The organism is Singulisphaera photorubra, assembly GCF_045290345.1.
Classification (GTDB): domain Bacteria; phylum Planctomycetota; class Planctomycetia; order Isosphaerales; family Isosphaeraceae; genus Singulisphaera.
In genome coordinates, this window is the sequence record NZ_CP155447.1 from 6,030,476 (window position 1) to 6,056,547 (window position 26,072).

The window sequence follows — 26,072 nt, forward strand, 5'->3', positions numbered from 1 at the left end:
CTTTTGATCCTGAACCCCTCGGATCAACAAGAGTGGGAAGAAAAAATCATCAATGGTCTGCAACAGGGCCAGAATCGCGATGGATATCCTGCTCGTGCGACGGGCAACCATGCCCGTTGCGGAACCGCGAAAATCCTCGGTTCTTTCCCTCTGCCGCGGTGCGTTGAAACCAATCGCGTCGTTGGCAATGCGGACTCGAGCGACCGTCGAGGTTAACCAGCAGGCCGAGGCCAAGCAATCGCCCCGTCATGCGGTTCTGTGCTTAGGAGGCTCGCCAGAATAACCTGTCCAAATCAAACTCCAGCAGGATGTGTAGCCACCTGCCGTGTCGATCGTCCTTCTTAACCTTGCCAAGCGACTGCAAGAGGCTTGACTTACACGTGGCCGCAGCCCTCGAGAACCCGATTCGCCCAACTCGCGGAGCATTTCCTGGCGAGAATCCTGCTGCCCGGACGATCCTGAACGCCGGCGATCATTTCTTTTAACTGAGGCAGAACATGAGAACATAATCCCATCCTGCTCAGTAAACTCACGAGGTCGGGCACAGTATCGTATGAGCCATAACATTCGGCATACAGAGCCGAATTGACGATCCATGTCGGGTCCACACGACAGGCCGTAGCCAACCGCTCCCAGGGTTCAGGAGCGAACGTACCAAAGACGGTGCTGACTGCTACCTTGAGCCCGAGAGCCTCACAGTCCATGGGGTTGACTCGAAGTGCAATTTCGCAGAAAGAAGCAAGTTTGTATTGAGTTGGTCGTCGATTGGTCCCGTCCCAAAATGGGTCGTCTCTGGCGATGGCATCCAAGCGGCGGAACGCTTCTACAAAGCGGTCCGTCACCGTCCCGACGAAGTCCTCCGAGAATTGGAGAGATGTTACATCACTCATGAATGACTCAATTTTTTCATCCAACTTCTTCAGAGCATAAGGGTCGGGCTGAAGACGAGGGCAATCCGAAGCAGACCGAAAACCGGCAAAGCGTTCCTGTGAATGACTCGTTGCCATGGTTGATCCCCCGGTTGGCCATCGAGCGTTCCAATCAAAAGCCATGGATTCCATCAAACGATTACCGCGGAGTTCGTTCGCTTTACATTTTACGCTTTGGCCAGGCAGTAGGGAACGTCCGACCGGCGGGGAGAGTCCCGTTGAATGGATAGGTTGTTCTGGCGAAACTCCTTAGTCCCTGAATCGATGGACCACTCGCACCAATCTAAACGTTTACAACAACTCAAATTTGCAATTTTCGACAACCATGTACTACCGGTGGGCTGACGCTTGATGTCCGGTTGGTGGTTTCAACTTCTCGTCGCCCCCCGCTCGTTCGGAGGGTTGCCAAGGGACGGTTCCCGCACGCTGAAGATGACGCCTCAGTACGCCGCTAAGGGAGTTGAAAGTCGCGCGTTCTCCGACCGATCGATCGTGCGCTTCCATTGGGTCTTGCCCAAGGTGGAAGAGTTGAAACGGCTCGAACGGGCTGTTCTGGACCAACTTCCAATCCCCTCGGCGGACGGCGTAGTAGTCTTGGCCGTTGTACTTTGATCCGCCCTCGCGGCGCACGAAGATGAGGTCACGCTCGATCGATGCCTCCCCCTTCTTGCCTTGGAAGGTGGCAAGTAACGAGACACCGTCAATCGGATGATCAACCCCGACGCCGGCCGCCTCGCAAATCGTTGGGAACAGATCCATCGAAAGCGCGACGCGATCGCTCCGCGTCCCGGGCTCGATCCGCCCCGGCCAAACCGCGCACAACGGGACGCGGATCCCCCCTTCGTACATCTCTTGCTTGCCGCCTCGATTCGAGCCGCAATGGGCGCCGGCGTCGAGCTGCCCGCCGTTGTCGCTCGTAAAAACGATCAAGGTCCGTTCCGCTTGTCCGTTCGCGTGCAAGGCGGCGAGTACCTGGCCGATCCCATGATCGAGATGCTCGATCAGGGCCACGAGCCTGGCCCGTTTCAAATCCAGGTCGGGCGCTCGCTGACGCACCGTTTCGAGCCACTCCTGGGGCGGCTGCACCGGGGTGTGCGGAGCGTTGTAGGCCAGTTCGAGGAAGAAGGGGCGATCTTTACCCTTGCATTCGTTCAAGAAATCAATCGCCCACTGCGAAAAGAGGTCGGTGGCATGCCCCTCCGGATCGATCTCCCGGTCGTCTCGCCGCATGTAGTTGATGCCGTGGCGACGATGGTTGTGGTAATCATCCATCATGTCCCCGAGGAACCCGTGAAACCGGTCGAAACCGCGCCGGTTGGGCAGGCTCGAAGCTCCCAGTCCAAGGTGCCACTTGCCGACAAGGGCGGTGAGATAGCCGGCCCGCTTGAGGACCTGCGGCAACAAAACCGCTCGAGGCGAGAGCGCTCCCCAACTGTCATCAGGGTGCGTGCGAATCACACCCGGCACGCCCACGAGGTCAGGATAGCGGCCGGTCAGAAGCGCCGCCCGGGTCGGAGAGCAGACCGGGGAATTCGCATAGAATCGATCGCACCGTACGCCGGCCGCCACCAACGCATCAATGTTCGGTGTTTTCAGGTCGGTCGCGCCGTAGCTCGAGAGGTCGCCGTAGCCGAGGTCGTCGGCCAGGATCAGGAGGACATTGGGCCGACCTGCATCGGCTGAGGCACCGGCCGATTCGGGAATGCCCGCCAGGACGACCACCGCGAAGAACAGCCCTTGAGCGAATCTTTGCATGATGCCCACCCCATCCGAACTTTGTTCCGGTGCCACTGCCAGGTCAAGCGTGAGTGCCCCACATCGCCCTATCCCGATCCCCAGGATTGGAGCCGACACCGCAGTTCCCGGGGGAAACTGGAGCCATGGCCTCTTGCCGCTTCGCCGACCCAAACATCGAGATCCATAAAAACAGGTCCATTCCTCAGGCTGGTTCCGGCGGCAGCAAATGGTCTCCGCGTTTGATGAGTCGATTTTGCCGGACCAGATCCTCGACGATCGAATCAATTCGCTGACGCATCTCGTCGCTGACCCGGGGAAAACCTAGCAGCCGGCAGGCCGCGGAGGCGACTTCGGTCGGCTCCATGCCGAGGGCCTCGGTCACCGCGCGGTCGACTGCGGCCCCGATTTCTTCCGGCGCGATGAGATCCAGCTTGCGCGCCGCCGTGGGTAAGGCGCTTCGATCGCGCACGACAGGTTGACTCATCTCCGACGGCCAGAGAAAGTCCCCCTCACGGCGGACTGAGCCCTGTCGAATCGAGAACTCGAGCGCGAGGTCAAAGGCCGCCTGGATCCGGGTGCCGATCCGCTTGACGCCGGCCGCGTCGGCGAGCCGCCGCGCGGCCTCCGAAGCCAGGATCGGCCCCTCCGCCTGGACCACCTTGACGACCCATGAAGCCATCCGACGCGGCGGCACTTCATGAAGCTCTTGCTCGCCCAACTTGACGTCCAGGACCGCGAGTTGATAGGCCGGAATCGCGGCCGATTCCGCCAGCAGCTCCTCTTCGACCGGGTCGTCGCCGGCCGGCTTCGACTCCGAAAGCTCGCCCGCGGTCAGCGCCTCGGGAACGGTCGGTTCGACGGCCAGGGCCGGCGGTATCGGGTCGGGAGGCGGCTCCGCTTGAGCGGCAACGATGGCCGAGCAGGCTTTCCTGAGTTCCCCGTCGGGGTCGCGGAACCACTCCGCGCTCCAGATTCTGTGGAGTTTCCACCCCAGGTTCTCGAGCACCTGTTGTCGTAGCCGGTCACGGTCGCGGGCCGATCGCGCACTCTGGTAGACCGGGCCGTCGCATTCAATTCCGAGCTGGAAGTGGCTGGGGCGGGTGGGATCGACGACCCCCAGCTCAAGCCGGAATCCCGAGGTGCCGATCCGCTCCTGAACACAATGCCCGGCGGCCGTCAGCGCCCCTTGCACCGCCTTCTCGAACGAGGAACCGGACTCCGCCCCGGTCGCTTCGACCGCATCGAGCGTGCCGGTCTGCGCATACGAGAAAAAGGCTTTCAAGGCCCGGACGCCACGTGCGCTGGTGCGGGCAAGGTCGATATCCGCGGCCGTCAGGTTGGTGAAGACCTCGCAACGGCGCCGAGCGCGGGTGATCAGCACATTCAAGCGGCGCTCACCTCCCTCGTTGTTCAGCGGCCCGAAGTTCATCGCCAGGTTCCCGTCGGCCGTCCGGCCGTAGCCCACGCTGATGAATATGACGTCGCGTTCATCCCCTTGAACGTTCTCGAGGTTCTTGACGAAAAAGGGTTCCACGGTCCCGGTCGCAAAGAATTCTTCGCAAGCGGGCTCCTCACGTCGCAGCCGTTCCAACTGGTCGATGATCGCCTGCATCTGCGCGACGCTGAAGGCGGCCACGCCGAGTGTCAGGCGACTCGACTCGGCTCGAGCGAGCTGGTCGCGAGCGAACGTCAAGACGGCCCGGGCAACCTCCTCGGCCTCACCGGGATTGGTCCGGGTTCGGCCCCGGTCATAGTGCGTCTGCGGCAGGTGGCGAAAGATCAGGCCCGACTCGCTACGTCCGGCATCAGGGCTGGGAAAGACGACGAGGCGGTTGTCGTAGAACTCATGGTTGGAGACGGCGATCAGTGACTCGTGCCGGCTCCGATAATGCCAGCGAAGCATGCGTTGGGGAGCGCCCTGCGAGACGAAGAGGCCGAGGATACTCTCCACATCGTGCAAGGCCACGTCATCCTCGCCGTCATCGGCTCCCCCTCCGGTGAGCCGATCGAAGAAGTCGGTCGGCGGAAGCTGGCGACTATCGCCGACCACGACCGCATGCCGACCGCGCAACAAGGCTCCGAGCGCATCAACGGGCCGGACCTGGCTAGCCTCGTCGAAAACGACCAGATCAAACTGGAGGGCCCCCGGGGGCAGGTACGAGGCGACCGACATCGGGCTCATCATGAAAACGGGCTTGATCGCCTGGACCGCGTTGCCGGCCCGAACCATGAGTTGGCGAACGGGGATGTGACGCGATTTCTTCTCGAACTCGCGACGGAGGACGGCCAGTTGGCCCCCTCCCCCTTTCCGAGGCAGGCCTTGCCAGTGGTCGTGCGCCAGGCGGGCCCGAGCATGCTGAAGGGCCAGCCGATCCAGCTCACGAAACTTGGCCACAGCCTGATCCTGGCTCGTTCCCTCGAAACCGGCGAGGGGGGGCCGCTCGCGGTACGCCTGTTCCAGCAACCCCTCGTACCACCAGCGACGGAACGTGGGAGCCAGATGTTGCCGAGCCTCGGGCCACCACTCGGCCAGGGCCACCACCTCGTCCAGCCCCTCGTTGCGGCAATGACTCACCTGAAAATTCCAGGCGGCGAGCCCGCGGAGCTCGGTCGTCCGGGACGCCCAGAGCTCGAGCACCGCCCCCTGCTCTTCCAGGCCAAGGCGTTCGAATCCGTCCGAGCCGAACCGGACCGATTCATCGAGGTCGAGGAAGGCAAAGAGCGGCCGGATGGCCGCGTGCCGGGCCGCAATTGCCTCCTCGACGGAGGTGGTCAGGGCCTGCAGGCCCGTCAGGTTCGGCCGGCTCGCCAGCAGGTCGAAGGCGGCGGGCGGGATCAGGCCCTCCCGCACATCGGCATGGAGCCCCACGATCGAGCGGGCGACCGTCGCCAGATCCGCCCAGTTCGAGCGTTCGCCGCGCCATTGGGGGCCGAACAGGCGGGCGGCCAGGGCCTCATGCCGGCGCACGGTCTCGCGATACCGCCGCCCGGCCATGATCGCGTCGATCAAGCCAAGCTGTTCCTCAAGGCCGCGCGGGGGCGTTCCCCGGCAGAGCATGCCCACCCGCCGCTTCGCTCGCCAATAGGCTCCCGAGAAGAAACGCCACCACCGCCGCCCGACGACGTTCAGGTTGTGTCTCGCCTCGAGAAGGTCCTGATCCCAGGCCTCGGGAATGACGGTCTCGTCGAGGCGTTGGTGGAGGTCGGCCAGGGCCGTGCCGTCCTTGAGTAGCTCCTCGGTTTCGCTCGTTCTCGATTCCCATTCCTCGGTCCGGACGTCGGCCCCGGTCCGGAGCGCGTCCATACCGGCCCAGTGTGCGGCGCGGGTGAGAGTCGCCAAACGATCAGGCCCTTCGGGTGGATCGAAACCGAGTTGCCCTGCGAGCCGACGCGCGGTATCACGCACGCGATCGGTCGCCCTGCGTGCCTGGTCGATCAAACCGCGGAGCTGCTCTTCCTCGCTCGCCATGAGCATCGTGCGACGACTGCCGAAGAACGAGTGGTCGCGTGGGACGCCGGCCTGGGCAAGGCGAGCCTGAAGCTGCTCGACGAGATCGAGCCTGCGTTTGAAGTCGAACCCGGTCCAGGCGAGCATCGCCGGCAGGTCAGGGCGTGGCGGCACGATCGGCGGCGAACCGTCCCGCAGATTCAAGAACTCGCCGAACGCCTCGTGAGGCGTGACGCCGCTGGAGGCGATCGGCAGGTTGACCGCGTCGCTGTAAGCGTTCAGGCGGTCGCGTACCTCGCCCAAGAGGCGAAGATCGTCATCAATCGGGCCCAGCCGCGGCCGCGGTAGCTCCAAGGTTCGCCGTAACTCGTCGAGGACCCCTTTTTTCTTGGTCTTATGGCTGTGGAGCTCCAGGCAGGCCCCCCCGAGCCCGGCCGCGTCGAGCCGACGCTTGACCACCTCGAGCGCGGCCAGTTTCTCGGCCACGAACAAAACCCTTTTTCCCTTGCCGGCCGCTTCGGCGATCAGATTGGTGATCGTCTGCGACTTGCCGGTCCCCGGTGGACCTTGGATCACCAGGTTTCGGCCCTGATCGGCGTCGAGGAGGGCCAGCATCTGCGTGCTGTCAGCATCGAGAACCTGGCGGTTTTCCCTCGGGTCGAACCAACGATCAATCGGCTCGTCCTCGCCGACTTCCGCCGCCGGCTCCTGGAAACCATCGCCCAGCAGAGCCTTCAGGATCGGATGCCCGGCCGGGCGGGCGTCCTCCGGCCAGTTCTGCTCATCGAGATCGACGTACATCAGGAACTTGCCGAACGAGAAGAATCCGAGCGCGATCGCCTCGCGTTGAACCTCCCATTTCGGCCGGTCCCGCACGGCCTCGGTCACCGCGTCGAAGTAGGCGGCCACATCCAGGTCGTCGGCATCGGGCATCTCGGGCAGTGCGATTTGATACTCGGCCTTGAGCCGCTCCGCCAGCGAGAGGTTCACGCCCAGGTCTTCGCCGTCATGGCGGAGCCGGAACCGCTCGCGGGCGCTGGTCCTTGCCATCTCGACCGGGATCAAGATCAGAGGAGCGCTCAGCCGCTTCTGAGGGGCATCGGCCTCATACCAGGAAAGCATCCCTTGCGCGAGGAAGAGGGTATTGACCCCCTGCTCTTCAATCGACGTCCTGGCGGCCAGGTAAATGGCTAGCAAACGCGACTCCAACCGCATCGCCGACAAGGTTGTCTGAAGCTTGAGGTCGGTCGTGGAGGTGACTGTTAGCCCGGTCGGACGCACGGGAGACAGCTCGGAAGGCAGGCTGAGACTCGGCTCGGCCACGGGTTCTCCGGACAGCTCGGGAGCAGCCTCGCGCCCCGTCGAGGCGTCGATCAACTCCGCAGGAGGCGTCACAAGCAGTGGAGCGGGACCGGGACTCGGCTCGACGGCGGGTTCCGGGGCGAGTTCCGCAGGCGGCTCAAGGGGCCGTTCCGGAGGCGACGCGGGGATGGTCTCGGACCCGAGAGCCACCTCGAGGGGGGGCGGCTCCAGCGCGGGATCGGGATCGACGGGGGCGGATGGATCGTGCAGGAAGCTCATCGCCCGCCCCTCGCGGACGAGGATCCGGAACACATCCGGCGGAGACTCGCCCACGATCTCCAGACCGCGCGAGCGCGGGCGATAGTTCAGCAACGGGTTTCGCAGGCTCAGGTCGAGCAGGTCCCTCCGGTCGGCATTGAGTCTCGAACCCACGGGATCGTCATTCGGCATGACCAGCGATTCCATCGAAAACGGTGCGCCGGGCGGGCCTGGAGTTTTCCTCCAAAGCCCCCCCGACGTGAGGCAAATTGCGACGATCGTTCGAGCCCATTGAGGCCGGCAGCCCGTCCATGTCAGAACGATTGAGGCGGCCACATCCTAGCAGCGCCGCCCTCGCTCGCAAAGCGAACCCGATCTCGACGAGTCAGACCAAGGGCCATTTGTTGCCGGCCAGCGCCGGCTCAGCTCGACTCGGTCGCCATCGCGATGCGATTCGGCCGGCTCCAGTGAATCCGGGCGAGAAGCGTGTCCCCTCGAAAATTGTTCGAGGGCAGGTTTTCGCTGACGGTCACCCAGGACTCTCCGGGCGAAACGGCCACCGGATGAAAATTCCCCATCAGCGCGACCTTCTTCGGATCATTGTCTTCCGAAGGAATCAATGGCAGGACCACCTTCTCGGTGGAGCGGATCAGCCGGAGCGACTTGCGGTCCACCTTGGCGACGAACAGGGGGGCACGCCAGCGCATCACCTTGGAATTTTCCTCGGTCTTGCGGTTGTAGACCAGAAACAGGTCATCCGAATGGGTGAGCCAGTGCTGCTGCGTCGTGGACATCTCCAACGGCTCGCCACTCTCTTCCCAGGACCAGGGGCGTTGCGGCTCCCAGTGCAGGCCGTCTTCGGACGTTGACACATATCCTCGCCCATCCTCGGCACGAATCGTCAGGTAGTAGCGGCCGTCAAGAAACCCCAACGAAGGTTCAAGCAGCCCCCGGCGGGCTCTATTGACCAGTTCGTTGCCAACCTTGCGAATCTTCAGGGCCTGGCCGTCGAACGAGCAGAGCACCGCCGTCACCGAGCGATCGGCTCGCCCCTTGGTCCCGTACGTCAACGGGACCAGGACGTCGCCGTCCGACTTCATCAGTCGCTGAGAACATCCGCAACTATAGATCTCATTACCGCGCGGGTCGTCCCATTCGAGGATCCGAGGGGCGGACCATTCCCCTCCGGCCGAGCGAACCACATAGACCGGCCACCGCTGCCGCTGAGGCTGGGCGAGCACGCCGGCCTTGTAGTAGACATTATGCCCGATGGCGAGCACGGACTTGGTGGCCGGGTGGTACTCGGGGACGACGTCGCAGACCCCGCTCTCCCAATCGTCACCCAGCGATTTCCGGCCGAGCCCGGGAATCAGGGTGGGCTTCGTCCACGTCTTGCCCGAGTCCGTCGAGGAGGTCCAGTGAACGGGACCGAAAACGTCGGAGCCGCTGACCGACTGCAAGGTCATCAAGCACTCGGCTTGGTCCGCCGAAGGGACCATGCAGGCCCGAGGATGGAACCAGGCCACCCCCTCCCGTCGGCCGGGAAAGAGGATCCTGTGATCGATCGACGCAATCAAAGACCCTTGATCGGCCGGAGCCCCGCCGGCCTCTGACCCTGGCAATCCCAACAGGCCCCCAGCAAGCACACCGAGCCCCGATCCGAGAAAGGTACGACGCTCAACCTGCGTTCCAGAGCCGGCGTGAAATCCCATCGCGATCTCTCCATTCGGGTCCCGATCAACAACAGGCCCGGATTGTCACTCCGGTACCGCGCTGAGTCAAAGGGGTGGTATGTCCCCGAATTCGGATCGACCGCACTCAGAAACGCGCCGGCACGAATCAGTTCATCGTCGGGTCGGCAGGCAGCTCGCGGAGTCCCAGAAACTCGGACAACTTCTGGGTGTTGACCTCACTCACCACCGCTTTCCAGAGATCCTTATCATCCGCTTCGCGGAAGATGTGAGCGATCTGGGCGGGGAGTGTGAGCCAGGAATCGGTCTCGAACTCACCTTCCAGCTGATCAGGGCCCCACCCGGAATAGTTGGCGATGACCAGCGACGGCTCCGACTTGCGACTGATGATCTCCTGCACCTTGGTGGCTTCCAAGGTGCAGTAGACGCCCGGGATGACCTCCTGGTCGGCCATTTCCTCAATGGTGTGAAGCACGATCAACGGCCCGGTGACCGGTCCGCCCAGACAGAGAGATTTGTCCCAGACAAATTCCTCCTCGAAGATTCGGCCCGAGAGATCGGTCACGACCACGTTCATCGGATGGTTCAGGATCACACCCATCGCGCCATCTTCCCCATGATCGAGCATGAGGATGACGGATCGCGAAAAAATCGGAGTGTCGAGCTGTGGCGTCGCAATGACAAGTTGGCCTTTAAGGGAGTTCATAATTCGGCAGCCCCGCGAGGCGATGCGATGCGGATGGATTCGTCCTCACCAGCGATTCTCCCCCTTCGCACCAGCGAGGCCAACCCCAAACTCTCTCGGAACGCCCGCAACCTCACTATTCACTCATTTCCGCACTCATTGATTTCTCCGCTTGAATTTCACTCGACAGCCTTTCCCCGAATGGATCGCCTGAATGTTCGGATCTCCTGCTCATCCCACGTACCGACTTCAAAATGCATGAAAATCGGCGATCTATCGAATCTCCACAGTTCACAAAGAATCAGTTGAACGATCGGATTCTAACGATTATCCTGGTCAAGCTTTACGTGACCGACCACCTTGAAGGAGATGATGAGTTTGATGCATGATCTTATTCTCGTATTAAGCCTTGTCTGGTCTTCACCACTCGGTTCCGGCGTTTTTGAGACCCAGCCGGTCCGGTCGGCCCTGGCGCTTTCGTCGCGGGTCGTTCCTCCCGCAACGGCGGCGATGAAGGTGACCATTCCCAAGCCGGTGGCCAAGAAGCACTCGATCCTCTTCTTCACCGCATCCTGGTGTCCCGCCTGCATTCAAATGAAGTCGCAAACTTTGCCCTATGTTTCCCTGCCGGGGCACGACTTGCGAGTCATCGACGCCGACGCGAATCCTCAGCTCCTGCAGGCGTACGGGGTCCAGAGCCTCCCCTCCTACGTCGTCCTTGACGGGATGGGACGTGCCTACAAGCATGGCGTCGGATTCCGCGACGTTCGCCAGTTCGTCGATTTCCTCAATCCGAAGTAATCGACGCCCAAACGCCCACTTCGCGGTCGCTGCACGAAGCGGTCGTGTTCATCGCGCTCGGGGATCGATGGATCGATCTCCCAATGCGGGTTCGAGACCTCCTACGCCCGACCTTGCACAAGTAATGCGATCGAGTCAGGGCGTTCCCTGCGAACGACGAACACGATACTGAAAGTGCTTCGCGTTCATCTCGATGCGATGATCAACGGCATAGGGCTCCAGAAAGCCCAGGGCCGTCGAACGGGGAATTTGTTCGAGATGCTCCCCCAGCAGGAAGTGGAGTATCTTCCAACGATTCACGTCGGAATCGGGGAAGGCGAGCGTGTATCGCACGTCCTTGCGGCAAAACGGGAATGAGAATGCGAGGAGGGCGTCCTCAAAATCCTCAGCCGTGTGATAAGGGATCGGCCGGCCGAGCCACGCAAAGGCCTGCATCCAGATCTGGATGAGAACATTCTCTTTTCCTGCGATTGCAGCCAGAAACGACCCGCCCGGCTTGAGCGTTCGCACAATCCGAGTAAGCTCCTCACGCAAGGCCGGGACGTAGTAGAAGGCATGATTCGACAGCACCAGATCGAACGGCTCGGCCAGATCATTCGGCAGTTGCGACCAGGCGCGGACAGGGGAGGCCGAGCGGCCTTGAAGCCGCTCCTGGGCCGCTCGACGATAATCGTCGACCGGTTCGACGAGTGCGAGCTCCACCTCACCGGACCGCCACCCGGCCCGATCCAGGAACTGCTCGGTGAATGTTCCCGGACCGCAACCAAAGTCGAGGATCCGGACGGGGCCAGGGCCCGGTTGAATCTCGCGCAGCCAGTCCTGGTAGATGGCCAAATCGGCTTCGGCTTCGGTCGCGTGGGCGACGAAGAACTCGTAGTCGCTCTGGATCGGGGCGAAATCTTTCTCGGTCGCGGTCGCGGTCATTGTCCTTTCCCTCCTCTCACGCAACAACCAAGGGGATCAAGCGACCGACACAGGATCGGGCGATCGCAGCGCCTCGATCTGGGCGGTGTATGCGGCAATCAGCTCGCGCCGATTCAAGAGACCGATGAGCCGCGTTGGATCGTCGGGGGCGACGACCGGCAACTCGTCGACGTTCAGCTCGGTCAGCCGCTTCAACGCCGTGTGCAGGTCGTCCGCCGGGGTGACGGTGAGCACGGGGCGGTGGGCCAGATCGTCGGCCACGACCAAGGGGGCCCAGGCCGCCCCCTCAAGGGCCAGGCGGATATCATGCAAGGTAAAAATCCCTCGCAACCCGCCCTGGTTGTCCACGACCAGAAACAGAGTTTCCGTCGATTGGGCGACGCGACGGACGATCGCCGCGAATGGGGTACCGGCCGGGATCAGTTCGAGCCCTTCGGCCCGGACCGCGACCTGGCCGACGCAAAGCTGTTCCAGAACGTCGATGACAAAGTCCCCCTGGTGAGCGGGGCTATCGACGGGGCTGGGCACCTGCTCTTCATAGAGCGTCCAGCGCCTGGAGAGTCCCATGTTCAAGCCGCAGACCAGCATCAAAGGGACGAGTAAGCTATAGTTGCCCGCCATCTCGGAGACGATCATGATCGAGGTCAGCGGGGTCTTCGAGACACCGGCGAAAAAGCCTCCCATGCCCACCAAGGCAAACGCCGCCGGGTTCAGGTTCCAATGCGGAAAGAGGCCGGCCAGGAGTTGGCCGACCGCGCCTCCGAGCATCCCCCCAATGAAGACGGAAGGACCGAAGACCCCTCCGCTCCCCCCCGAGCTGATCGTCAGGCCCGTTGTCACCGTCTTCAGCAACGCCAGGGTGAGCAGCATTCTCACGCCCATCTGGGGAGCGAATGGCAACTCGTGCGGCTGGAGGAGCGACGGAGGCATCCCGATGGCCCCCCACTGCACCCAGCCGTATCCACCGGTCATCACCTGGGGAAAGGCCAGGGCGATCAACCCGAGCAGCAGTCCCCCGAGTGCGGGCTTGAAGTGCCTTGGCATCGGCAGAGGCTTGAACACATGGTCGCGCAGTCCGTAAAAGACCCGGACATAGATCCAGCCGACCCCAGCGCAGGCCAAGGCCAGCAAGACGAACATGGGAAGCTCCCTCAGCCCGTGGAAGGCCATGTTCGGGACGATGAAGATCGGTTTCGGCGTGATGAAGAGCGCGAAGGTGGAGTAAGCCACGATCGAGCTGGCCAGACAGGGCAACAAGGCCGCCGACTCCATCGCGGCCGTCATGTAGAGCACCTCGCAAGCGAACAAGGCCCCGCCCAACGGGGCGCGGAAGATCGCCCCGACTCCCCCCGCGGCCCCTGCCAGGATAAGGATCCGGCGCTCGCTCGGGGTCAAGCGCAAGAGCCTCGCCAGGAACGAGCCAAAGCCTGCTCCAATCTGCGCGATCGGCCCCTCCTGGCCCGCCGAGCCGCCAGTCCCGATCGTGATCACCGAGGCAATCCCCTTGACCAGAGGAACCCGCCCCCGGATCTGCCCCCCGCCCCGGTGGAACGCGCGAATCAAGGCGTCGGTGCCATGCCCTTCGGCCTCTGGAGCCCAGGTGAAAACGATCAGGCCGGCGATCAAACCGCCGAGCGTCGGAATCAGGAGCACCAGCCACCACGGAGAGGGGTCGGTGATCGCATGGGCAACCCCCTCTCCCGTGGGGGGCATGTGGAAATGGAGAAAACCATTGAGCACGTAGCGCACCATCAGGTCCAGCAACCGCAGGAATACGACCGCTCCCACCCCCGCGATCAACCCGACCATCGGGCTGCAAACGGCCACTCGACCCGCCCCCGGAACGGCCCACTGGCTCATCAATCGATTCAAAGGCCGCCCCAGAAGGGCCGTCGCGCGGCGTCGAAACTTCGATTCGACCATGAATTCGGGGTCCTTCGGGAGAATTCGGTTCGGGGTTGCCGAGCTCCGCTGGCAACAGAGCCGGCGTTCATCATCGGACCTCGATCAACACTTGCGAGAATCCTTGACTCGATACCACGATCGCACGAACGCATGTTCTTCCAAGCCTATTCCCGCCGCTTGGCGCCGGCCTCGGTCCGTCAACCCGGACACGATCCCCCACGCAGGAGTGCATGAATTCAACTGTCGGCTTCTCACCAACCCTTTAAAAAAAGTCAACCCAAACCCCATTGCCCGCAAACTCGCGGGTCCGACTCTCGGCCCGAAGCCGGGCGGCGCGGTCAGGAGGGCATTGTCAGGGAGAACTCCGTGGAGGAGGCGAATCCTCCTCTTCCCCACGTTGCCTGCACTCGGTAAGCTCAAAAATATTCCGTTTCTACCGGTTCGGGCACAACCGGACAACGGACTTTTCACATCAACGAAAGTGACGCGTGGGCATTCCAGCGCGACGCTGCGCCAGACGATCAATGTCACGAGGCCTACGATGGGTCGAAAGAAGCGAAAAGAGCGGTTCCTCGCACCTTCCTCCAACTTCGGCACCCTCTCCCCCTGGGACCGAGGCGTCCTGGAAGCCCACTGGATGCACTCCGTTCGAACGCAAAAACTTCGGGAACTTCAGGTGAAGGTGACGCGGCAACGGGGCGGGTTCTTCGCATGGATCTGGCCGGCGAGACGCCATTACCTGGATGGACTGCTCCATGGTCTCGCGGGCGAGATCAAACGAAGAAGCAAGGGGGATTCGAGCGAGGATCGCCTCTCCAACCCGACCAATCAACCTTGACCATGAATCACACGGAAATCAAAATCAATCAAAACACTTGTTTTTGAATCATCCTCATTTCCGTGCTCTCCGTGGTTTGATTTCCTTTCGAGCGAGTGCTCACTCGTCCAGTTCGAGAATTTCCACCTTGCGGAATTCGATCGGGTGACTCTCGCTCTGGAGTGAAATGTAGCCCTCGCGCAGTCGCTTGTCTCCGTCCTTGATCAGCGTCCGGGCATCGGGGTCCTTCTCGTCGTACTGCGGCTTCTCGTAAGTCAGCACGAGTTCACCGTTCACTCGATGCTGGATCTTGCCGTCGCCGTGGACTTCGACTTCGACGGTGACCCACTGGTCGCCCGCGTAGGTCTTGGATTTCGAATTGTTGCAGTGCTGAGTGATCAACTTATCGTTCATCACGATGTGGGTCCCCGGCGTACAGACGTTGGCCGTCGAGCGCTCTTTCTTGCCGTCGCCTCCGAGGAACTGGACCTCAATCGAGACGGGGAACTCCTGATCCTGCCTCATGCTCTCGGGCGACTGGCAATGGAGCATCACGCCGCTGTTGCGGATCGCCCAACCGGCCCGCCGGGGCACTGGTCGCCCACGAATCGGTATTCGATCCGAAGCTTATAGTTCGAGTACTTCTTCGCCGAGAAGAGATGGCCGAACTTGCCGTCGAAATTGGGATATCCATCAAAGGAAACCTTGATAACCCCATCTTCGACCCGGAACGTGTTGGCGTAGTTCTCGCCCGCCTTGTACTTGGTGATCTTGGGGGTCCACCCTTCGAGGTTCTTGCCGTTGAACAGGCTGACCCAGCCTTTCTGGCTCGCGGCCTCTTGGCCTCGGGCGTCATTCATTCCCACCAGAACGAGGCCGAGGGCCAGGGGAGCCATTCTGGCCAAGGTTCGGACGGAAGCAGGCCGATGGTCGGCGAGTCGATTCTGGGACATGCGCGTTCACTCCTGGCTGGGGATCACGTCTCTTCTTTACTTGACTGACGCGGCTCCGAGAGCTCGATCGCCCCGGAACGGATCCGCGGGGTTGGGTACGGCCCCGTTCGTTGCCGACATCACGGCCTGATTAGAACGGCCCGAGTCGACGTCGTCAAAGGATCGGACGCGATTCAAGCCTCGCCCGCCTTCGGTTCCAGGTCGGTGCTCTGCCCTGGTCGTGCGAACGTGTGCCCCTTGAAAACGCGAAATAGATAGTAGATCGAGGGGAACAGGATCAACGAACCGGCCGCCAGGGCCCCCAGCAGCAACTTATGGATCAGCGGAGGTGCGGCGCTGTTTTGCACCGTCAGGTCGGGGGGCACGAGATAAGGGTTTTGCGCCAGGGCACAGCCCCAGAGGATGAGAGCCACCTGAATCATCGCGGCCGCGCGCGACCACTGATACCAGCGGAACCAGAGGCCGGCCAGTGCGAGGATCGCGCACGCCCCGGTCGCGATCCGGACCGGCAGGCCCCAGGGAGAGGCGTCGAGCCCGCGAAAGACGAGCGGGGCGTCGCGGCGGGCGAGCAGGTAGACCGCGTACGCAAGCGCCCCCACCAGCACCGCCGAGACCAACGCACGGCGGCGGAAATCATCCTGGAGCGCCGCGTCCGACGTCTCCAAGGTCAGATAGACCGCCGCCAGGTAAGAGAAGATCGCCAGGGTAAAAAGACCGACCGTCAGCGGGAACGGGCGGAGCCAGGACGAGAACAAGGAAAAAGGTCCCTCGGGGTGGGTTCTCAGATTCCCGGTGGCAATGGCGCCGACGATCGTCCCGAGTAACACGGGCGTGACGACACTGGGCAGCGGAAAAGTGCGTCCCCAGCGCTTCTGACCGAGTTCCGTGGTGTCATAGTGGGCAAACGTAAACGCCGAGCCCCGCAGCACGATGCCAATCAGCATCAAGGAGATTGGAACGTGCAGGTCGGTCATGATGACCGCGAAAGCGGCGGGAAAACCGGTGAAGAGCAGAACGATCACGATGATCAGCCAGACGTGGTTCGCCTCCCAGACCGGGCCGATGGCATTCGCGATCAATTCATGCTGGGCCTCGGCGCGCGGACCGCGCGCCAGCAGGTGCCAAACCCCCGCCCCAAAGTCTGCCCCGCCAAACAAGGCGTAGAGCGTCAGGGCAAACAGCATCGCGAGCGCGATGCCGATCTCCGGGGAAATCGAAAGTGCGTTCATTTTCCACTCCCCGCGATCGTGACACCGGTCAGGTCTTCGGCCCCGGGACTCGTCCGAAACTGCATCCGCAAGAGCAGCACGACGACAACTCCCAGGATCAAGTAAAGCGTGGTATAGCTGAGCATCGAGACCCAGAGCCCGCCGACCGGGGTCACGGCCTCGGTCGTCCGCATGATCTTCTGAATAATCCAGGGTTGCCGTCCCACCTCGGTGACGGTCCACCCCGCCTCGATCGCTATCATGCCAAGCGGACTGGCCAGAACCACCGCGCGGAGGAACCAAGGACCGTCGGGCAGTCGACGCTTCCGCAAGGCAGCGATCCCTCCCCAGAGCGCGACGAGCATCATCACCGAGCCACACGCGACCATGGTCTGAAACGCCAGGTGAACGACCCGGACCGGAGGCCGGTCGGCTTTCGGCACGTCGTTCAGCCCGACCACCTCGGCGTCGATCGCGTTGTGTGCCAGCAGGCTCAGGGCGCCCGGGATCTCCAGGGCAAAGCGCGTCTCTCCTGTCTCCGGATCGGGCCACCCGCCTATCCTGAGCGGCGCTCGCCGCTCCGTTTTGAACTGCCCCTCCATCGCCGCAAGCTTCACCGGCTGTGTCCGCGCCACGACCTTGGCGGAGTAATCTCCGCTGAGCGGCTGCAAGAGCGCCGCGGTGCCACCGACCACGAGGGCAATCGCCAGCGCCCGGCGATGAAATCGCACCGTTCGATCGCGGCCCAGGTAGATCGCATGAACCCCGGCCACCATGAACCCGGTCGCCGCGTAAGCCGCCAGGGTCATATGGAGCGTTTCCGCCACCATCGACGGATTCAACAAGGCGGCAATCGGGTCAATGTCGGTGGCTTGCTTCCCATCGAGCACAAACCCGGCCGGCGTATTCATCCAGGCATTCACCGAAACGACCAGGATTCCCGAGAGAGCCCCGCTGAACGCGACGATCACCCCCGCCAGCCAGTGCGCGAGCGGAGGAACCCGGTCCCACCCATAAATGTAGATACCAAGAAAGATCGCCTCGGTAAAAAAGGCGAACCCTTCCAGCCCAAAGCCGACTCCGATGATCGGTCCGGCGAACTGCATGAAGTGGGGCCAGAGCAACCCGAGCTCGAAGGAAAGAACTGTTCCCGAGACCGCGCCGACGGCAAAAAGAATCGCCGCCCCACGCGCCCAGCTCCGAGCCAGGAACCGGTAGACCCCGTCACCGGTCCGTAGCCAACAAGCCTCGGCAATGACCATCATCAAGGGAAGCGCAATTCCAATCACCGCAAAGATGATATGGAACCCCAACGAAATGGCCATCTGCCAACGTGCGGCCAGAAGGTTCGACATCAGTGGTTCCATCGTGCCATTTCCTATTTTTCAGAGCCGCGCGGCCATCCCATTATACGACAACTCCCACGACGCTGCCGATGGGGCAAGCACGGGTAAACCGGTGGCGACTGTTGACATTGGCACTGCGGCCCCCTATATTCGCTTAAGCGAATGAAGCAAAACCCGAAGGCCGAGCGCGATGCCAGACACCCGACCGACACCAACGACTCTCACGCTTGCTTCCGCCTCGGGCCTATTCAAAGCCTTCGCCGATCCGGTCCGGCTGCGGCTCCTGAACTTGCTGTCTGAGGACCGGGAGGTCTGCGTCTGCCACCTCCACGAAGCGCTCGGTTTGCCGCAGCCAACCGTCTCCCGCCACCTCGCGTACCTCAGAAAGCACGGTCTGGTCGTCGGCCGCAAAGAAGGTTTGTGGGTTCACTACCGCCTGGCCAAACCGAAGTCAGGCCTCCATCGCACCTTGGTCGGCAGCCTGGAAACCTGTCGCCACGAACTCGACGTGCTCCAAGACGACCGCAACCGGCTCATCCGCGCTGTCTCCTGTTGCGACGGAACCTGATTCTCTCCCTGATTTTTTTTGCCAACTATATTCGCTTTACCCCATACAGAACGAGAATAACTACATACAAATGTCAAGTTTTCGATTTGTACTAGCTGCCCGGCCTACCAAGGACAAAGGAGCGAACTTGATGACGCGTCCCCTCGTTTTCCTGGCGTGTGTCGCCTTGACCGCGACAGCCAGGGCTTCGCCCCCTCAGCCGGACCGGGATCCGGGGCTTTTGGTACGTGCTCTCTGGCTCATTCAACGCCAAGGCACGCCGGACGCTCTCGCCCCTCAGAGCGATCAGGCCATGAAAGGACGGCTTTTCAAAGCTTTGGGCAAGGATGGGACCCTGACCTCGACGGAACTGAACGGGCTGATGGCCTCCTCAACGTTCGCCAAACTCGCCGGCCCCGACCAGCGGCTCGACCCTCAGGAGATCGCCATGGCGCTGACTGCCGACACCCCCGAGTCGCGGACCCGATTGCTTCCGGGGATTCGGGCTCATGCCGATTCTCTGACCACCTCCTTCGACCTGATCCACGATTCGCACCGAGTCGCGGGCGACGCGATGGTGGCCTGGATCGCTGAGAAATATCGACCGGGCCAGGCCTTGAACCTCACTGTGATCTGCACGGGGAATAGCCGACGCAGCATCCTGGGAGCGACCATGGGAAACATCGCCGCCGCCTACTACGGTCTGCCCGAAATCCGGTTCCATAGTGGAGGGACGGCCCCCACCGCGTTCAACCCGCGCACCGTGAATGCCCTCCGCGAGATCGGCGTCGAGATCGACCCGACGGGCGGCGAAGCCAGGCGGGGTGAGCCCGCGACCGCGAACCCGATCTATCGGGTCCGCTGGGGGACTCCCAGCGACTCCGGCTCGCCCCCGCTGGAAACCACCGAGTTCTCCAAGCTTTATTCCGACCCCGCGAATCCGCAAGCCGAGTTCGCCGCCCTGCTCGTGTGCAGTGAGGCCGACGCCGGATGCCCGGTCGTCCGAGGCGCATCGGTCCGGATCCCGGTCCCCTACCTCGACCCCAAAATCTATGACGACGGCGCCTACGAAACCACCAAGTATGCGGAGCGTCGCGACGACATGGGTCGCTTGCTCTTCTCCGTGTTGATGCGCGTTCGCAACCAACTTCACGAGCGTCCCACGAACTGACCAAAAACGAGGAGCCGCGACTGAGCGAGAAACTCGCTGGATCTCCGACCCAGTCGAATGAGTAGCACGGCCGGCCCGGCCGTATCCCCCCCGGCCCAGGGCAATTCCTCAGACTCGCGCCGAACCCGAGGGAAAAACGGCCGGGCCGGCCGTGCTACTGCAAATCGGGGGAAAAACGGCCGGGCCGGCCGTGCTACTGCAAACCAACCCGTGGCGGAAACCGCAAGAATCATCGGTTCTTTCGCACTTTTCGCGGATCGTTGACCAAAAACGAGGAGCCGTCTTCAATGTCCGACGCACTTACCCAAGCGGTCAAAAGCAAATATGGATCCGTGGCCCTGAGCGGGCTCTCGAGCGAGCAAGATGGCGTGCGTGCCGTGGCCGAGGCGTTTGGTTACGCACCTGAGGAACTGGCCTCGATTCCGGCCGAGGCCAACATGGGCCTTTCTTGCGGCAACCCCACCGCATTCGCCGGTCTCCGCGAGGGAGAAAGAGTCGTCGACCTGGGCAGCGGCGGAGGCCTCGACGTCCTCCTGGCCTCGCGAAAAGTCGGGCCGACCGGCCGCGCCATCGGCATCGACATGACCGAGGAGATGATCGCCCTGGCCCGCAAGAACGCAGCCAGCTCGGGCCTAACCAACGTCGAGTTCCACCTCGCGACCATCGACCGCCTCCCCTTGGCCGACGGCTCGGTGGACTGCGTCATCAGCAACTGCGTGATCAACCTGGCCACAGACAAGGACGCTGTCTTCAAGGAGATCGCGCGAATCCTCAAGCCAGGAGGCCGACTCGCCGTCAGCGACATCGCCCTCAAGAAACCGCTGCCCCAGGAGTTGGCCGACGACGTGCTCGCCTACGTCGGCTGCATCACCGGAGCCATCCCGATCGAGCAATATCGCCATGGTCTCGTCGCGGCCGGCTTCGCCCACGTCGAGGTGATCGACAGCAATGCCGACCTGAACGCCTATGCCAACGTCGAAAACCAGGCCGTCTGCTGCCCTCCTCCCCTGCCCTCTCCGACCGGACTGGCTGTCGTCGACGCCGGTTGCTGCTCAACGCCCTCAACAGAGCCGAGCGACGAATCGCTCCACGCCCGCCTCGCCGACCTCCTGCGGCGGTACGACGTGAACGACTACGCGGCAAGCGTGAAGGTCTACGCCGTGAAGCCACGCTGAATCCGCAAGCCACCCGTCACAGAGGGGCCGACGCCGACTCGTCTCAAGGAGTGAGCGAGATCGGCCCGGCCCTCTCCCTCTTCGCGACCACCTCCGCAGACGCATTCCGTCCGGCGAAAGTCACGTTCCGAACCAGCCGATCAGCCCGGCTCCTGACGATCATCAAAAACCGTATCGATTTCTCTTAAATCCATTGCTATCCTAAGTACCAGGACATGACGCGTCCTTGCATTTGAATTCTTTCGTTGATTGAACCAGAGGGAGGATCACCATGGCTCAAAAGGTGCTCCACGGGTTCGCCTGGTACACCTATCCCGACGTCTTCGGGGCTGAGGAAGAATCCATCGCCGACCCCGGTCATCCGTTCGGCTCCCCGGTGGGTGAGGTGCATCCCCGAGGAGGTCCTCTATTATCGGCCCACGCAGGCGGCCGACGCCGGGGTCCGCAACGCGCAGCGGGACCACGCGTACCTCGTCCTTTCGAAGACCCAGTTCCACCCCAGACTTTGTAACGGCTGGGAGTCCGAACCGGCTGCCCTGACCGAGACCTTCAAGACCGGGGACGGGAAGGTACGTCTAGTCAAGGTCGTTCAGGTCCACCATCGCCATTCAGGCGACCTCATCGAATGCGAGTTGAAAGTTGATGAAGGTTGATCGTCACCACGGTGCAATGAACACTTGACAGGCCGGCCTCGTCCGCTGCCCGTGCCTCGAGGACGGCCTACCCCATCGCCACTCCGCCTCGTGACGGACCAGCACAAGCATTGCGAGGTCGACGGCCGAACTGGCTCGGCCCTCAGAGTTGATCGTCGATGTCGGTCTCCGTCTCCCATCCCTTGAGACGAACGACCGAACTGTGATGACGAGGCGGGTTGAATCGTCGATTGATCTCATAAACGGCGAAGACCAGGCCCAGCACTGTCAACACGAGCAAGATCTGTCGATCCTGAATCAGCGGATCGTCAGACCACTGCCGGACGTTGATCGCCACACAGCACCAGGCCAATCCTGCGGCCAACAACCCGGTCACGAGCACACCGAGGATCAGACAGACGAGAGTTCGTCTCATAAATGTCCTCCAAGTGATACCCACATTTCGCGCTCGCTGGTTCATTCTATACCGACCGCCTGGTAACTCCACCGCGCACTCTGAAGTCGGCGTCAGGGGCTTGAGGCGCGACCCCGGACGGCAAAGGCGGAATTGCAGTCTGCCGGTCGGGTTGGCGCGGTCACGGCCGCTGGCAATAATCGTGCCTTCGAACGCGAGGCCGACGAGGCAAGCGGGGCTCCCCACCTCCAAGCCGCCCTCACTCCAATGACGAGCACGAAGGAACGAACATGAGCGATCGAATTGTCCTGCGGACCGGCGAAGCCCTCGTGGAAGGTCCCGAGGACTACATGGCCGCCGAACCCGAAGTCGTCATCGGCGAGCTCGACGGGCCGGTCGGCAACGCTCTGGCGAGCCTGATCGGCGAGCAGGTCAAGGGACACACCAAGGTCTTCGCCATCCTGAACAGCGACGTGCAAGTACGGCCGGCGACCATCATGGTCAGCAAAGTCACGGTCAAGGGAGGAAAATACACCAACATCCTCATGGGTACCGTCCAGGCCGCGATCGCCAACGGGGTGCTCGACGCCGTCCGCGAGGGCGTGATCCCCAAGGACAAGGTCAACGACCTCGGCATCATCTACTCGGTCTGGCTCGACCCCGCCGTCACCAAGGCCGAAAAACTCGACCACAAAGCCCTGTTCGACGTCCACCGCGAAGCGACCCTGAAAGTGATCCGCAAGGCGATGAACCACGAGCCGACGATCGACTGGCTGCTCGAAAACCAGGACAAGGTTGAGCACTACTATCACCAGCAGGGGCTCGAGGGAAACCTCTGAGACCAAGCCAATCAGGAATGCCTCCGCCCGCGGGAAGGTGGACGGGGAACGTGAGTCCCCTAACTTCCTTCGGAGAGATGTCAAGGCGGGCGGAACTTCCCCTCCCTTCTTATTCCATCATATTCCGCCAACAATCATGCAAATCAATCAAAAGAACGTGATCGGCTTTGTGCTCTTGCAGAGCGAGTATTCGCCGGGCAAGGCGAGATTCCGGCAGAGACGCCAGTGCTGGTGAATAAAGAGTTACTGTCGTGACCGCCGTCCCGCTAACCCCGCTGATGGAAGCCGCTCGCGATAGGCAACAGGCAAATGGGAAGCTGAGCCGAAATTCAATCGACTGCTTTTGGTTTTGTTAAAAGCAAACGACAATCCACTTATGAGTAGATCCGGGCGGAGCCAGGACGGTTCCGCCCGGAGTCGAGAATCAGACGACCGAGAGTCGGACGTCAACGTTATTGCGAGTTGGATTCGGGGGTCACTTGCCGGTTGATCGTGCGAGGTCGAAGCGATCGAGGTCCATCACCTTGGTCCAAGCCGCGACGAAGTCACCGACGAACTTCTCTTCCCCGTCCGAGCTGCCGTAGACTTCGGCCAGGGCGCGGAGCTGGGCGTTGGCGCCGAAAACGAGATCGGCGCGAGTGGCCGTCCACCTGGGGGCACCTGTCTTGCGGTCCAAGCCCGCGAAGGCATTGCCGCAGGGCGACACCTGCTTCCATTCGGTGCCCATGTCCAGCAGGTTCGCGAAGAAGTCGTTGGTCAGCGACTCCGGCCGATCGGTGAAGACGCCGTGGTCGTTCTCGCCAGCGTTGGTCTTCAGCACCCGCATCCCACCGACGAGGACGGTCATCTCGGGCGCGGTCAGGGTCAGCAGTTGGGCCTTGTCGATGAGTAGCGCCTCGGCCGAGACGGAATACTTCCCCTTGAGGTAGTTGCGGAAACCGTCCGCGATCGGCTCCAGCACCGCGAAGGACTCCACGTCCGTCTGCTCCTGGGAGGCGTCCATGCGGCCGGGCGTGAACGGGACCGTGACCTCGTGGCCGGCATTCTTCGCCGCCCGCTCGACGCCCGCGCAACCCGCCAGCACGATCAGGTCGGCCAGCGAGACCTTCTTGCCGCCGGGTGCGGAGCCATTGAAGGCGCTCTGGACGTCTTCCAGCGTCTTCAACACTCTGGCCAACTGGGCGGGTTGATTGACATCCCAATCCTTCTGCGGGGCCAGGCGGACCCGCGCCCCATTCGCGCCGCCGCGCTTGTCCGAGCCACGGAACGTGGATGCCGACGCCCACGCGGTCGAGACCAATTCCGAGACGGACAGGCCGGAAGCCAGGATGGTGCCCTTGAGCGAGCTGATATCAGCCTCGTCGATCAAGGGGTGATCCACCGCGGGGATGAGATCCTGCCAGATGAGTTCCTCGGCCGGCACTTCGGGCCCGAGATAGCGGGCCCTGGGCCCCATGTCGCGGTGCGTCAGTTTGAACCACGCGCGAGCGAACGCGTCCGCCAACTGGTCGGGATTCTCGAAGAACCGCCGCGAGATCTTCTCATAGGCGGGGTCGACTCGCAGGGCAATGTCGGAGGTCAGCATGGACGGCGCGATGCGCTTCGACGAGTCGAAGGCATGGGGGACGGTGTTCGCCCCGGCACCATCCTTCGGCTTCCACTGCTGGGCGCCGGCCGGGCTCTTGGTCAGCTCCCACTCGTAGCCGAACAGGTTCTGGAAGTAGCCGTTGCCCCACTGCGTGGGCGTGCTCGTCCAGGTGACTTCCAGGCCGCTGGTGATCGCGTCGGCGCCGACGCCGGTGCCGAAGTCGTTCCGCCACCCCAGGCCCTGAGACTCCAGCCCCGTGGCTTCCGGCTCCGGCCCGACATGGGAAGCCGGCGCGGCTCCATGCGTCTTGCCGAAGGTGTGACCGCCGGCGATCAGGGCGACGGTCTCCTCGTCATCCATCGCCATCCGGCCGAAGGTTTCGCGGATGTCGCGTGCCGACGCCAGCGGATCGGGATTGCCGTCCGGACCCTCGGGGTTGACGTAAATGAGCCCCATCTGCACGGCAGCGAGGGGGTTCTCCAAATTGCGGCTGTGGATGTCCCCATCCGCATCGTCATCGCTCGAAACCACCCCGCCGTTCTTCTCGACCCCTTCTGACCCATGCTTGTAACGGACGTCGCCGCCGAGCCAGGTGGTCTCAGCTCCCCAATAGACGTCCTGATCCGGCTCCCAGACGTCCTCGCGGCCGCCACCGAAGCCGAACGTCTTGAGCCCCATAGTCTCCAGGGCGACGTTCCCCGTGAGGACCAGCAGGTCGGCCCAGGAGATCTTCCGGCCGTATTTCTGCTTGATCGGCCAGAGCAGCCGACGGGCCTTGTCGAGGCTCACGTTGTCCGGCCAGCTGTTGAGCGGCGAGAACCGCTGCTGCCCCCGGCCGGCGCCGCCTCGGCCGTCGCCAGTCCGGTAGGTGCCGGCGCTGTGCCAGGCCATCCGAATGAACAGCGGCCCGTAGTGGCCGAAGTCCGCCGGCCACCAATCCTGCGAGTCGGTCATCAGGGCGGCGAGATCCCGCTTCACCGCCGCCAGGTCGAGGCTTTTGAACTCCTCGGCGTAGTTGAAGTCCCCGCCCATCGGATCGGACTTCGACGAATGCTGGCTCAGGAGGTCGAGCCTCAGCTGGTTCGGCCACCAGTCGCGGTTGGTCGTACCACCGCCGGCCGTATGCTTGGCGGCTGCGCCGTTGAACGGGCACTTCGTCACGATTTCCTCTGACATCAGATCTCTCCGGTGTGTGGGGCGGCTTGTCGGTCGAATGGGAACCCACGAGTTGTCGGGCGGTCAGTCCTCGGCCGGTGCTCGAGACGCTGCGAGACATGCGGGACACTTGCCCCAGAAGATCACCTCGGCCTCGTCAATCTGGTAACCCGCGCTGTCGGACGGGGCGAGGCAGGGAGCTTCCCCGACGACGCAGTCGACATCCACCATTTTCCCGCAGGTGCGGCAGATCAGGTGATGGTGGTTGTCGCCGACGCGGCACTCATAGCGCGCCGGCGATCCCGGGGGTTCGATACGACGAACGAGGCCATGGTCGGCCAGGATACCGAGGGCGTCATATACCGCCTGGCGTGAAATCGTCCCGATCTCGGCACGCGCGTGTTCCGCCACCGCTTCCGCCGTGCAGTGAGGATGGCACGACACCGCACGCAGTACGCCCAACCGCTGGGCCGTAACGTTCAGGCCATGTTCGCGAAGCAGAGCAGCGAGGTCCGTAGGCATGGATCCCATATTACGGCATAATCT

General features: G+C 62.6%; 19 protein-coding genes and 1 pseudogene. 7 read left to right on the plus strand and 13 right to left on the minus strand.

Annotation, left to right across the window (positions count from 1 at the left end):
• Positions 1-374 precede the first annotated feature (374 nt).
• The 5 genes from V5E97_RS22780 to V5E97_RS22800 all read right to left on the minus strand — a co-directional run bounded on the left by V5E97_RS22780 (position 375) and on the right by V5E97_RS22800 (position 10,071).
• Positions 375-1,007 (minus strand): hypothetical protein, encoded by a 633-nt coding sequence (locus V5E97_RS22780; protein ID WP_406693835.1) that lies wholly within the window; start codon positions 1,005-1,007, stop codon positions 375-377.
• A gap of 252 nt (positions 1,008-1,259) precedes the next feature.
• Complete coding sequence (locus tag V5E97_RS22785) at positions 1,260-2,684, minus strand: sulfatase family protein (RefSeq protein ID WP_406693836.1); 1,425 nt, start codon at positions 2,682-2,684, stop codon at positions 1,260-1,262.
• Between the two features lie 184 nt (positions 2,685-2,868).
• Positions 2,869-7,866, minus strand: coding sequence for a DUF3320 domain-containing protein (locus tag V5E97_RS22790; protein ID WP_406693837.1), 4,998 nt, complete (start codon positions 7,864-7,866; stop codon positions 2,869-2,871).
• 230 nt (positions 7,867-8,096) lie between these two features.
• Positions 8,097-9,386 (minus strand): sialidase family protein, encoded by a 1,290-nt coding sequence (locus V5E97_RS22795; RefSeq protein ID WP_406693838.1) that lies wholly within the window; start codon positions 9,384-9,386, stop codon positions 8,097-8,099.
• A 127-nt stretch (positions 9,387-9,513) separates the two neighbouring features.
• Positions 9,514-10,071, minus strand: a complete 558-nt coding sequence (locus V5E97_RS22800) for a YqgE/AlgH family protein (RefSeq protein WP_406693839.1) — start codon at positions 10,069-10,071, stop codon at positions 9,514-9,516.
• 360 nt (positions 10,072-10,431) lie between these two features.
• On the opposite strand from V5E97_RS22800, the gene V5E97_RS22805 reads away from it, so the two are divergent.
• Complete coding sequence (locus V5E97_RS22805; RefSeq protein ID WP_406693840.1) at positions 10,432-10,851, plus strand: thioredoxin family protein; 420 nt, start codon at positions 10,432-10,434, stop codon at positions 10,849-10,851.
• A gap of 135 nt (positions 10,852-10,986) precedes the next feature.
• Here the strand turns inward: V5E97_RS22805 and V5E97_RS22810 are convergent, their stop codons facing one another.
• The gene (locus V5E97_RS22810; RefSeq protein ID WP_406693841.1) at positions 10,987-11,775 is read right to left on the minus strand and encodes a class I SAM-dependent methyltransferase; all 789 of its coding nucleotides are present in this window, start codon (positions 11,773-11,775) and stop codon (positions 10,987-10,989) included.
• Between the two features lie 36 nt (positions 11,776-11,811).
• The gene (locus tag V5E97_RS22815; protein ID WP_406693842.1) at positions 11,812-13,698 is read right to left on the minus strand and encodes a chloride channel protein; all 1,887 of its coding nucleotides are present in this window, start codon (positions 13,696-13,698) and stop codon (positions 11,812-11,814) included.
• Positions 13,699-14,221: 523 nt separating this feature from the next.
• On the opposite strand from V5E97_RS22815, the gene V5E97_RS22820 reads away from it, so the two are divergent.
• Positions 14,222-14,518 (plus strand): hypothetical protein, encoded by a 297-nt coding sequence (locus V5E97_RS22820; RefSeq protein ID WP_406693843.1) that lies wholly within the window; start codon positions 14,222-14,224, stop codon positions 14,516-14,518.
• Positions 14,519-14,617: 99 nt separating this feature from the next.
• Here the strand turns inward: V5E97_RS22820 and V5E97_RS22825 are convergent.
• The 3 genes and pseudogenes from V5E97_RS22825 to V5E97_RS22835 all read right to left on the minus strand — a co-directional run bounded on the left by V5E97_RS22825 (position 14,618) and on the right by V5E97_RS22835 (position 18,013).
• A pseudogene (locus tag V5E97_RS22825) lies at positions 14,618-15,450 on the minus strand (3-keto-disaccharide hydrolase).
• Positions 15,451-15,623: 173 nt separating this feature from the next.
• Positions 15,624-16,679, minus strand: coding sequence for a cytochrome d ubiquinol oxidase subunit II (locus V5E97_RS22830; RefSeq protein WP_406693844.1), 1,056 nt, complete (start codon positions 16,677-16,679; stop codon positions 15,624-15,626).
• A complete protein-coding gene (locus tag V5E97_RS22835; protein ID WP_406701198.1) occupies positions 16,676-18,013 on the minus strand; it encodes a cytochrome ubiquinol oxidase subunit I in 1,338 nt (445 codons plus the stop codon). The genes V5E97_RS22830 and V5E97_RS22835 overlap by 4 nt, the downstream gene beginning before the upstream one ends.
• A gap of 181 nt (positions 18,014-18,194) precedes the next feature.
• Here V5E97_RS22835 and V5E97_RS22840 point away from each other — a divergent pair, with 181 nt between their 5' ends.
• The 4 genes from V5E97_RS22840 (at position 18,195) to V5E97_RS22855 (ending at position 21,550) form a co-directional block, all read left to right on the plus strand.
• Positions 18,195-18,572: an ArsR/SmtB family transcription factor gene (locus V5E97_RS22840; RefSeq protein WP_406693845.1), complete on the plus strand. Its 378-nt coding sequence runs from the start codon at positions 18,195-18,197 to the stop codon at positions 18,570-18,572.
• 130 nt (positions 18,573-18,702) lie between these two features.
• A complete protein-coding gene (locus tag V5E97_RS22845; protein WP_406693846.1) occupies positions 18,703-19,722 on the plus strand; it encodes a low molecular weight phosphatase family protein in 1,020 nt (339 codons plus the stop codon).
• A 287-nt stretch (positions 19,723-20,009) separates the two neighbouring features.
• Positions 20,010-20,897, plus strand: coding sequence for an arsenite methyltransferase (arsM, locus tag V5E97_RS22850; protein WP_406693847.1), 888 nt, complete (start codon positions 20,010-20,012; stop codon positions 20,895-20,897).
• A gap of 380 nt (positions 20,898-21,277) precedes the next feature.
• A complete protein-coding gene (locus tag V5E97_RS22855; RefSeq protein ID WP_406693848.1) occupies positions 21,278-21,550 on the plus strand; it encodes a hypothetical protein in 273 nt (90 codons plus the stop codon).
• Between the two features lie 142 nt (positions 21,551-21,692).
• Here the strand turns inward: V5E97_RS22855 and V5E97_RS22860 are convergent, their stop codons facing one another.
• Positions 21,693-21,965, minus strand: coding sequence for a hypothetical protein (locus V5E97_RS22860; RefSeq protein WP_406693849.1), 273 nt, complete (start codon positions 21,963-21,965; stop codon positions 21,693-21,695).
• 269 nt (positions 21,966-22,234) lie between these two features.
• Between V5E97_RS22860 and fae the strand changes: the two genes are divergently transcribed.
• Positions 22,235-22,783 (plus strand): formaldehyde-activating enzyme, encoded by a 549-nt coding sequence (gene fae, locus V5E97_RS22865; RefSeq protein ID WP_406693850.1) that lies wholly within the window; start codon positions 22,235-22,237, stop codon positions 22,781-22,783.
• Between the two features lie 475 nt (positions 22,784-23,258).
• Here the strand turns inward: fae and katG are convergent, their stop codons facing one another.
• Complete coding sequence (gene katG / locus V5E97_RS22870) at positions 23,259-25,547, minus strand: catalase/peroxidase HPI (RefSeq protein WP_406693852.1); 2,289 nt, start codon at positions 25,545-25,547, stop codon at positions 23,259-23,261.
• A 63-nt stretch (positions 25,548-25,610) separates the two neighbouring features.
• Positions 25,611-26,048 carry a Fur family transcriptional regulator gene (locus V5E97_RS22875; RefSeq protein ID WP_406693853.1) on the minus strand — a complete coding sequence of 146 codons (438 nt, stop codon included), beginning with the start codon at positions 26,046-26,048 and terminating at the stop codon, positions 25,611-25,613.
• Between the last annotated feature and the right edge of the window lie 24 nt (positions 26,049-26,072).

Bases quoted from the DNA above. Each gene is read 5' to 3' on its own strand.
- V5E97_RS22805 (WP_406693840.1), top strand. From the start codon at position 10,432: ATGCATGATCTTATTCTCGTATTAAGCCTTGTCTGGTCTTCACCACTC.
- katG (WP_406693852.1), bottom strand. From the start codon at position 25,547: ATGTCAGAGGAAATCGTGACGAAGTGCCCGTTCAACGGCGCAGCCGCC.
- arsM (WP_406693847.1), top strand. From the start codon at position 20,010: ATGTCCGACGCACTTACCCAAGCGGTCAAAAGCAAATATGGATCCGTG.
- V5E97_RS22835 (WP_406701198.1), bottom strand. From the start codon at position 18,013: ATGTCGAACCTTCTGGCCGCACGTTGGCAGATGGCCATTTCGTTGGGG.
- V5E97_RS22810 (WP_406693841.1), bottom strand. From the start codon at position 11,775: ATGACCGCGACCGCGACCGAGAAAGATTTCGCCCCGATCCAGAGCGAC.
- fae (WP_406693850.1), top strand. From the start codon at position 22,235: ATGAGCGATCGAATTGTCCTGCGGACCGGCGAAGCCCTCGTGGAAGGT.
- V5E97_RS22845 (WP_406693846.1), top strand. From the start codon at position 18,703: ATGACGCGTCCCCTCGTTTTCCTGGCGTGTGTCGCCTTGACCGCGACA.
- V5E97_RS22815 (WP_406693842.1), bottom strand. From the start codon at position 13,698: ATGGTCGAATCGAAGTTTCGACGCCGCGCGACGGCCCTTCTGGGGCGG.
- V5E97_RS22830 (WP_406693844.1), bottom strand. From the start codon at position 16,679: ATGAACGCACTTTCGATTTCCCCGGAGATCGGCATCGCGCTCGCGATG.
- V5E97_RS22800 (WP_406693839.1), bottom strand. From the start codon at position 10,071: ATGAACTCCCTTAAAGGCCAACTTGTCATTGCGACGCCACAGCTCGAC.
- V5E97_RS22840 (WP_406693845.1), top strand. From the start codon at position 18,195: ATGCCAGACACCCGACCGACACCAACGACTCTCACGCTTGCTTCCGCC.
- V5E97_RS22780 (WP_406693835.1), bottom strand. From the start codon at position 1,007: ATGGCAACGAGTCATTCACAGGAACGCTTTGCCGGTTTTCGGTCTGCT.
- V5E97_RS22875 (WP_406693853.1), bottom strand. From the start codon at position 26,048: ATGCCTACGGACCTCGCTGCTCTGCTTCGCGAACATGGCCTGAACGTT.
- V5E97_RS22820 (WP_406693843.1), top strand. From the start codon at position 14,222: ATGGGTCGAAAGAAGCGAAAAGAGCGGTTCCTCGCACCTTCCTCCAAC.
- V5E97_RS22795 (WP_406693838.1), bottom strand. From the start codon at position 9,386: ATGGGATTTCACGCCGGCTCTGGAACGCAGGTTGAGCGTCGTACCTTT.
- V5E97_RS22790 (WP_406693837.1), bottom strand. From the start codon at position 7,866: ATGCCGAATGACGATCCCGTGGGTTCGAGACTCAATGCCGACCGGAGG.
- V5E97_RS22860 (WP_406693849.1), bottom strand. From the start codon at position 21,965: ATGAGACGAACTCTCGTCTGTCTGATCCTCGGTGTGCTCGTGACCGGG.
- V5E97_RS22785 (WP_406693836.1), bottom strand. From the start codon at position 2,684: ATGCAAAGATTCGCTCAAGGGCTGTTCTTCGCGGTGGTCGTCCTGGCG.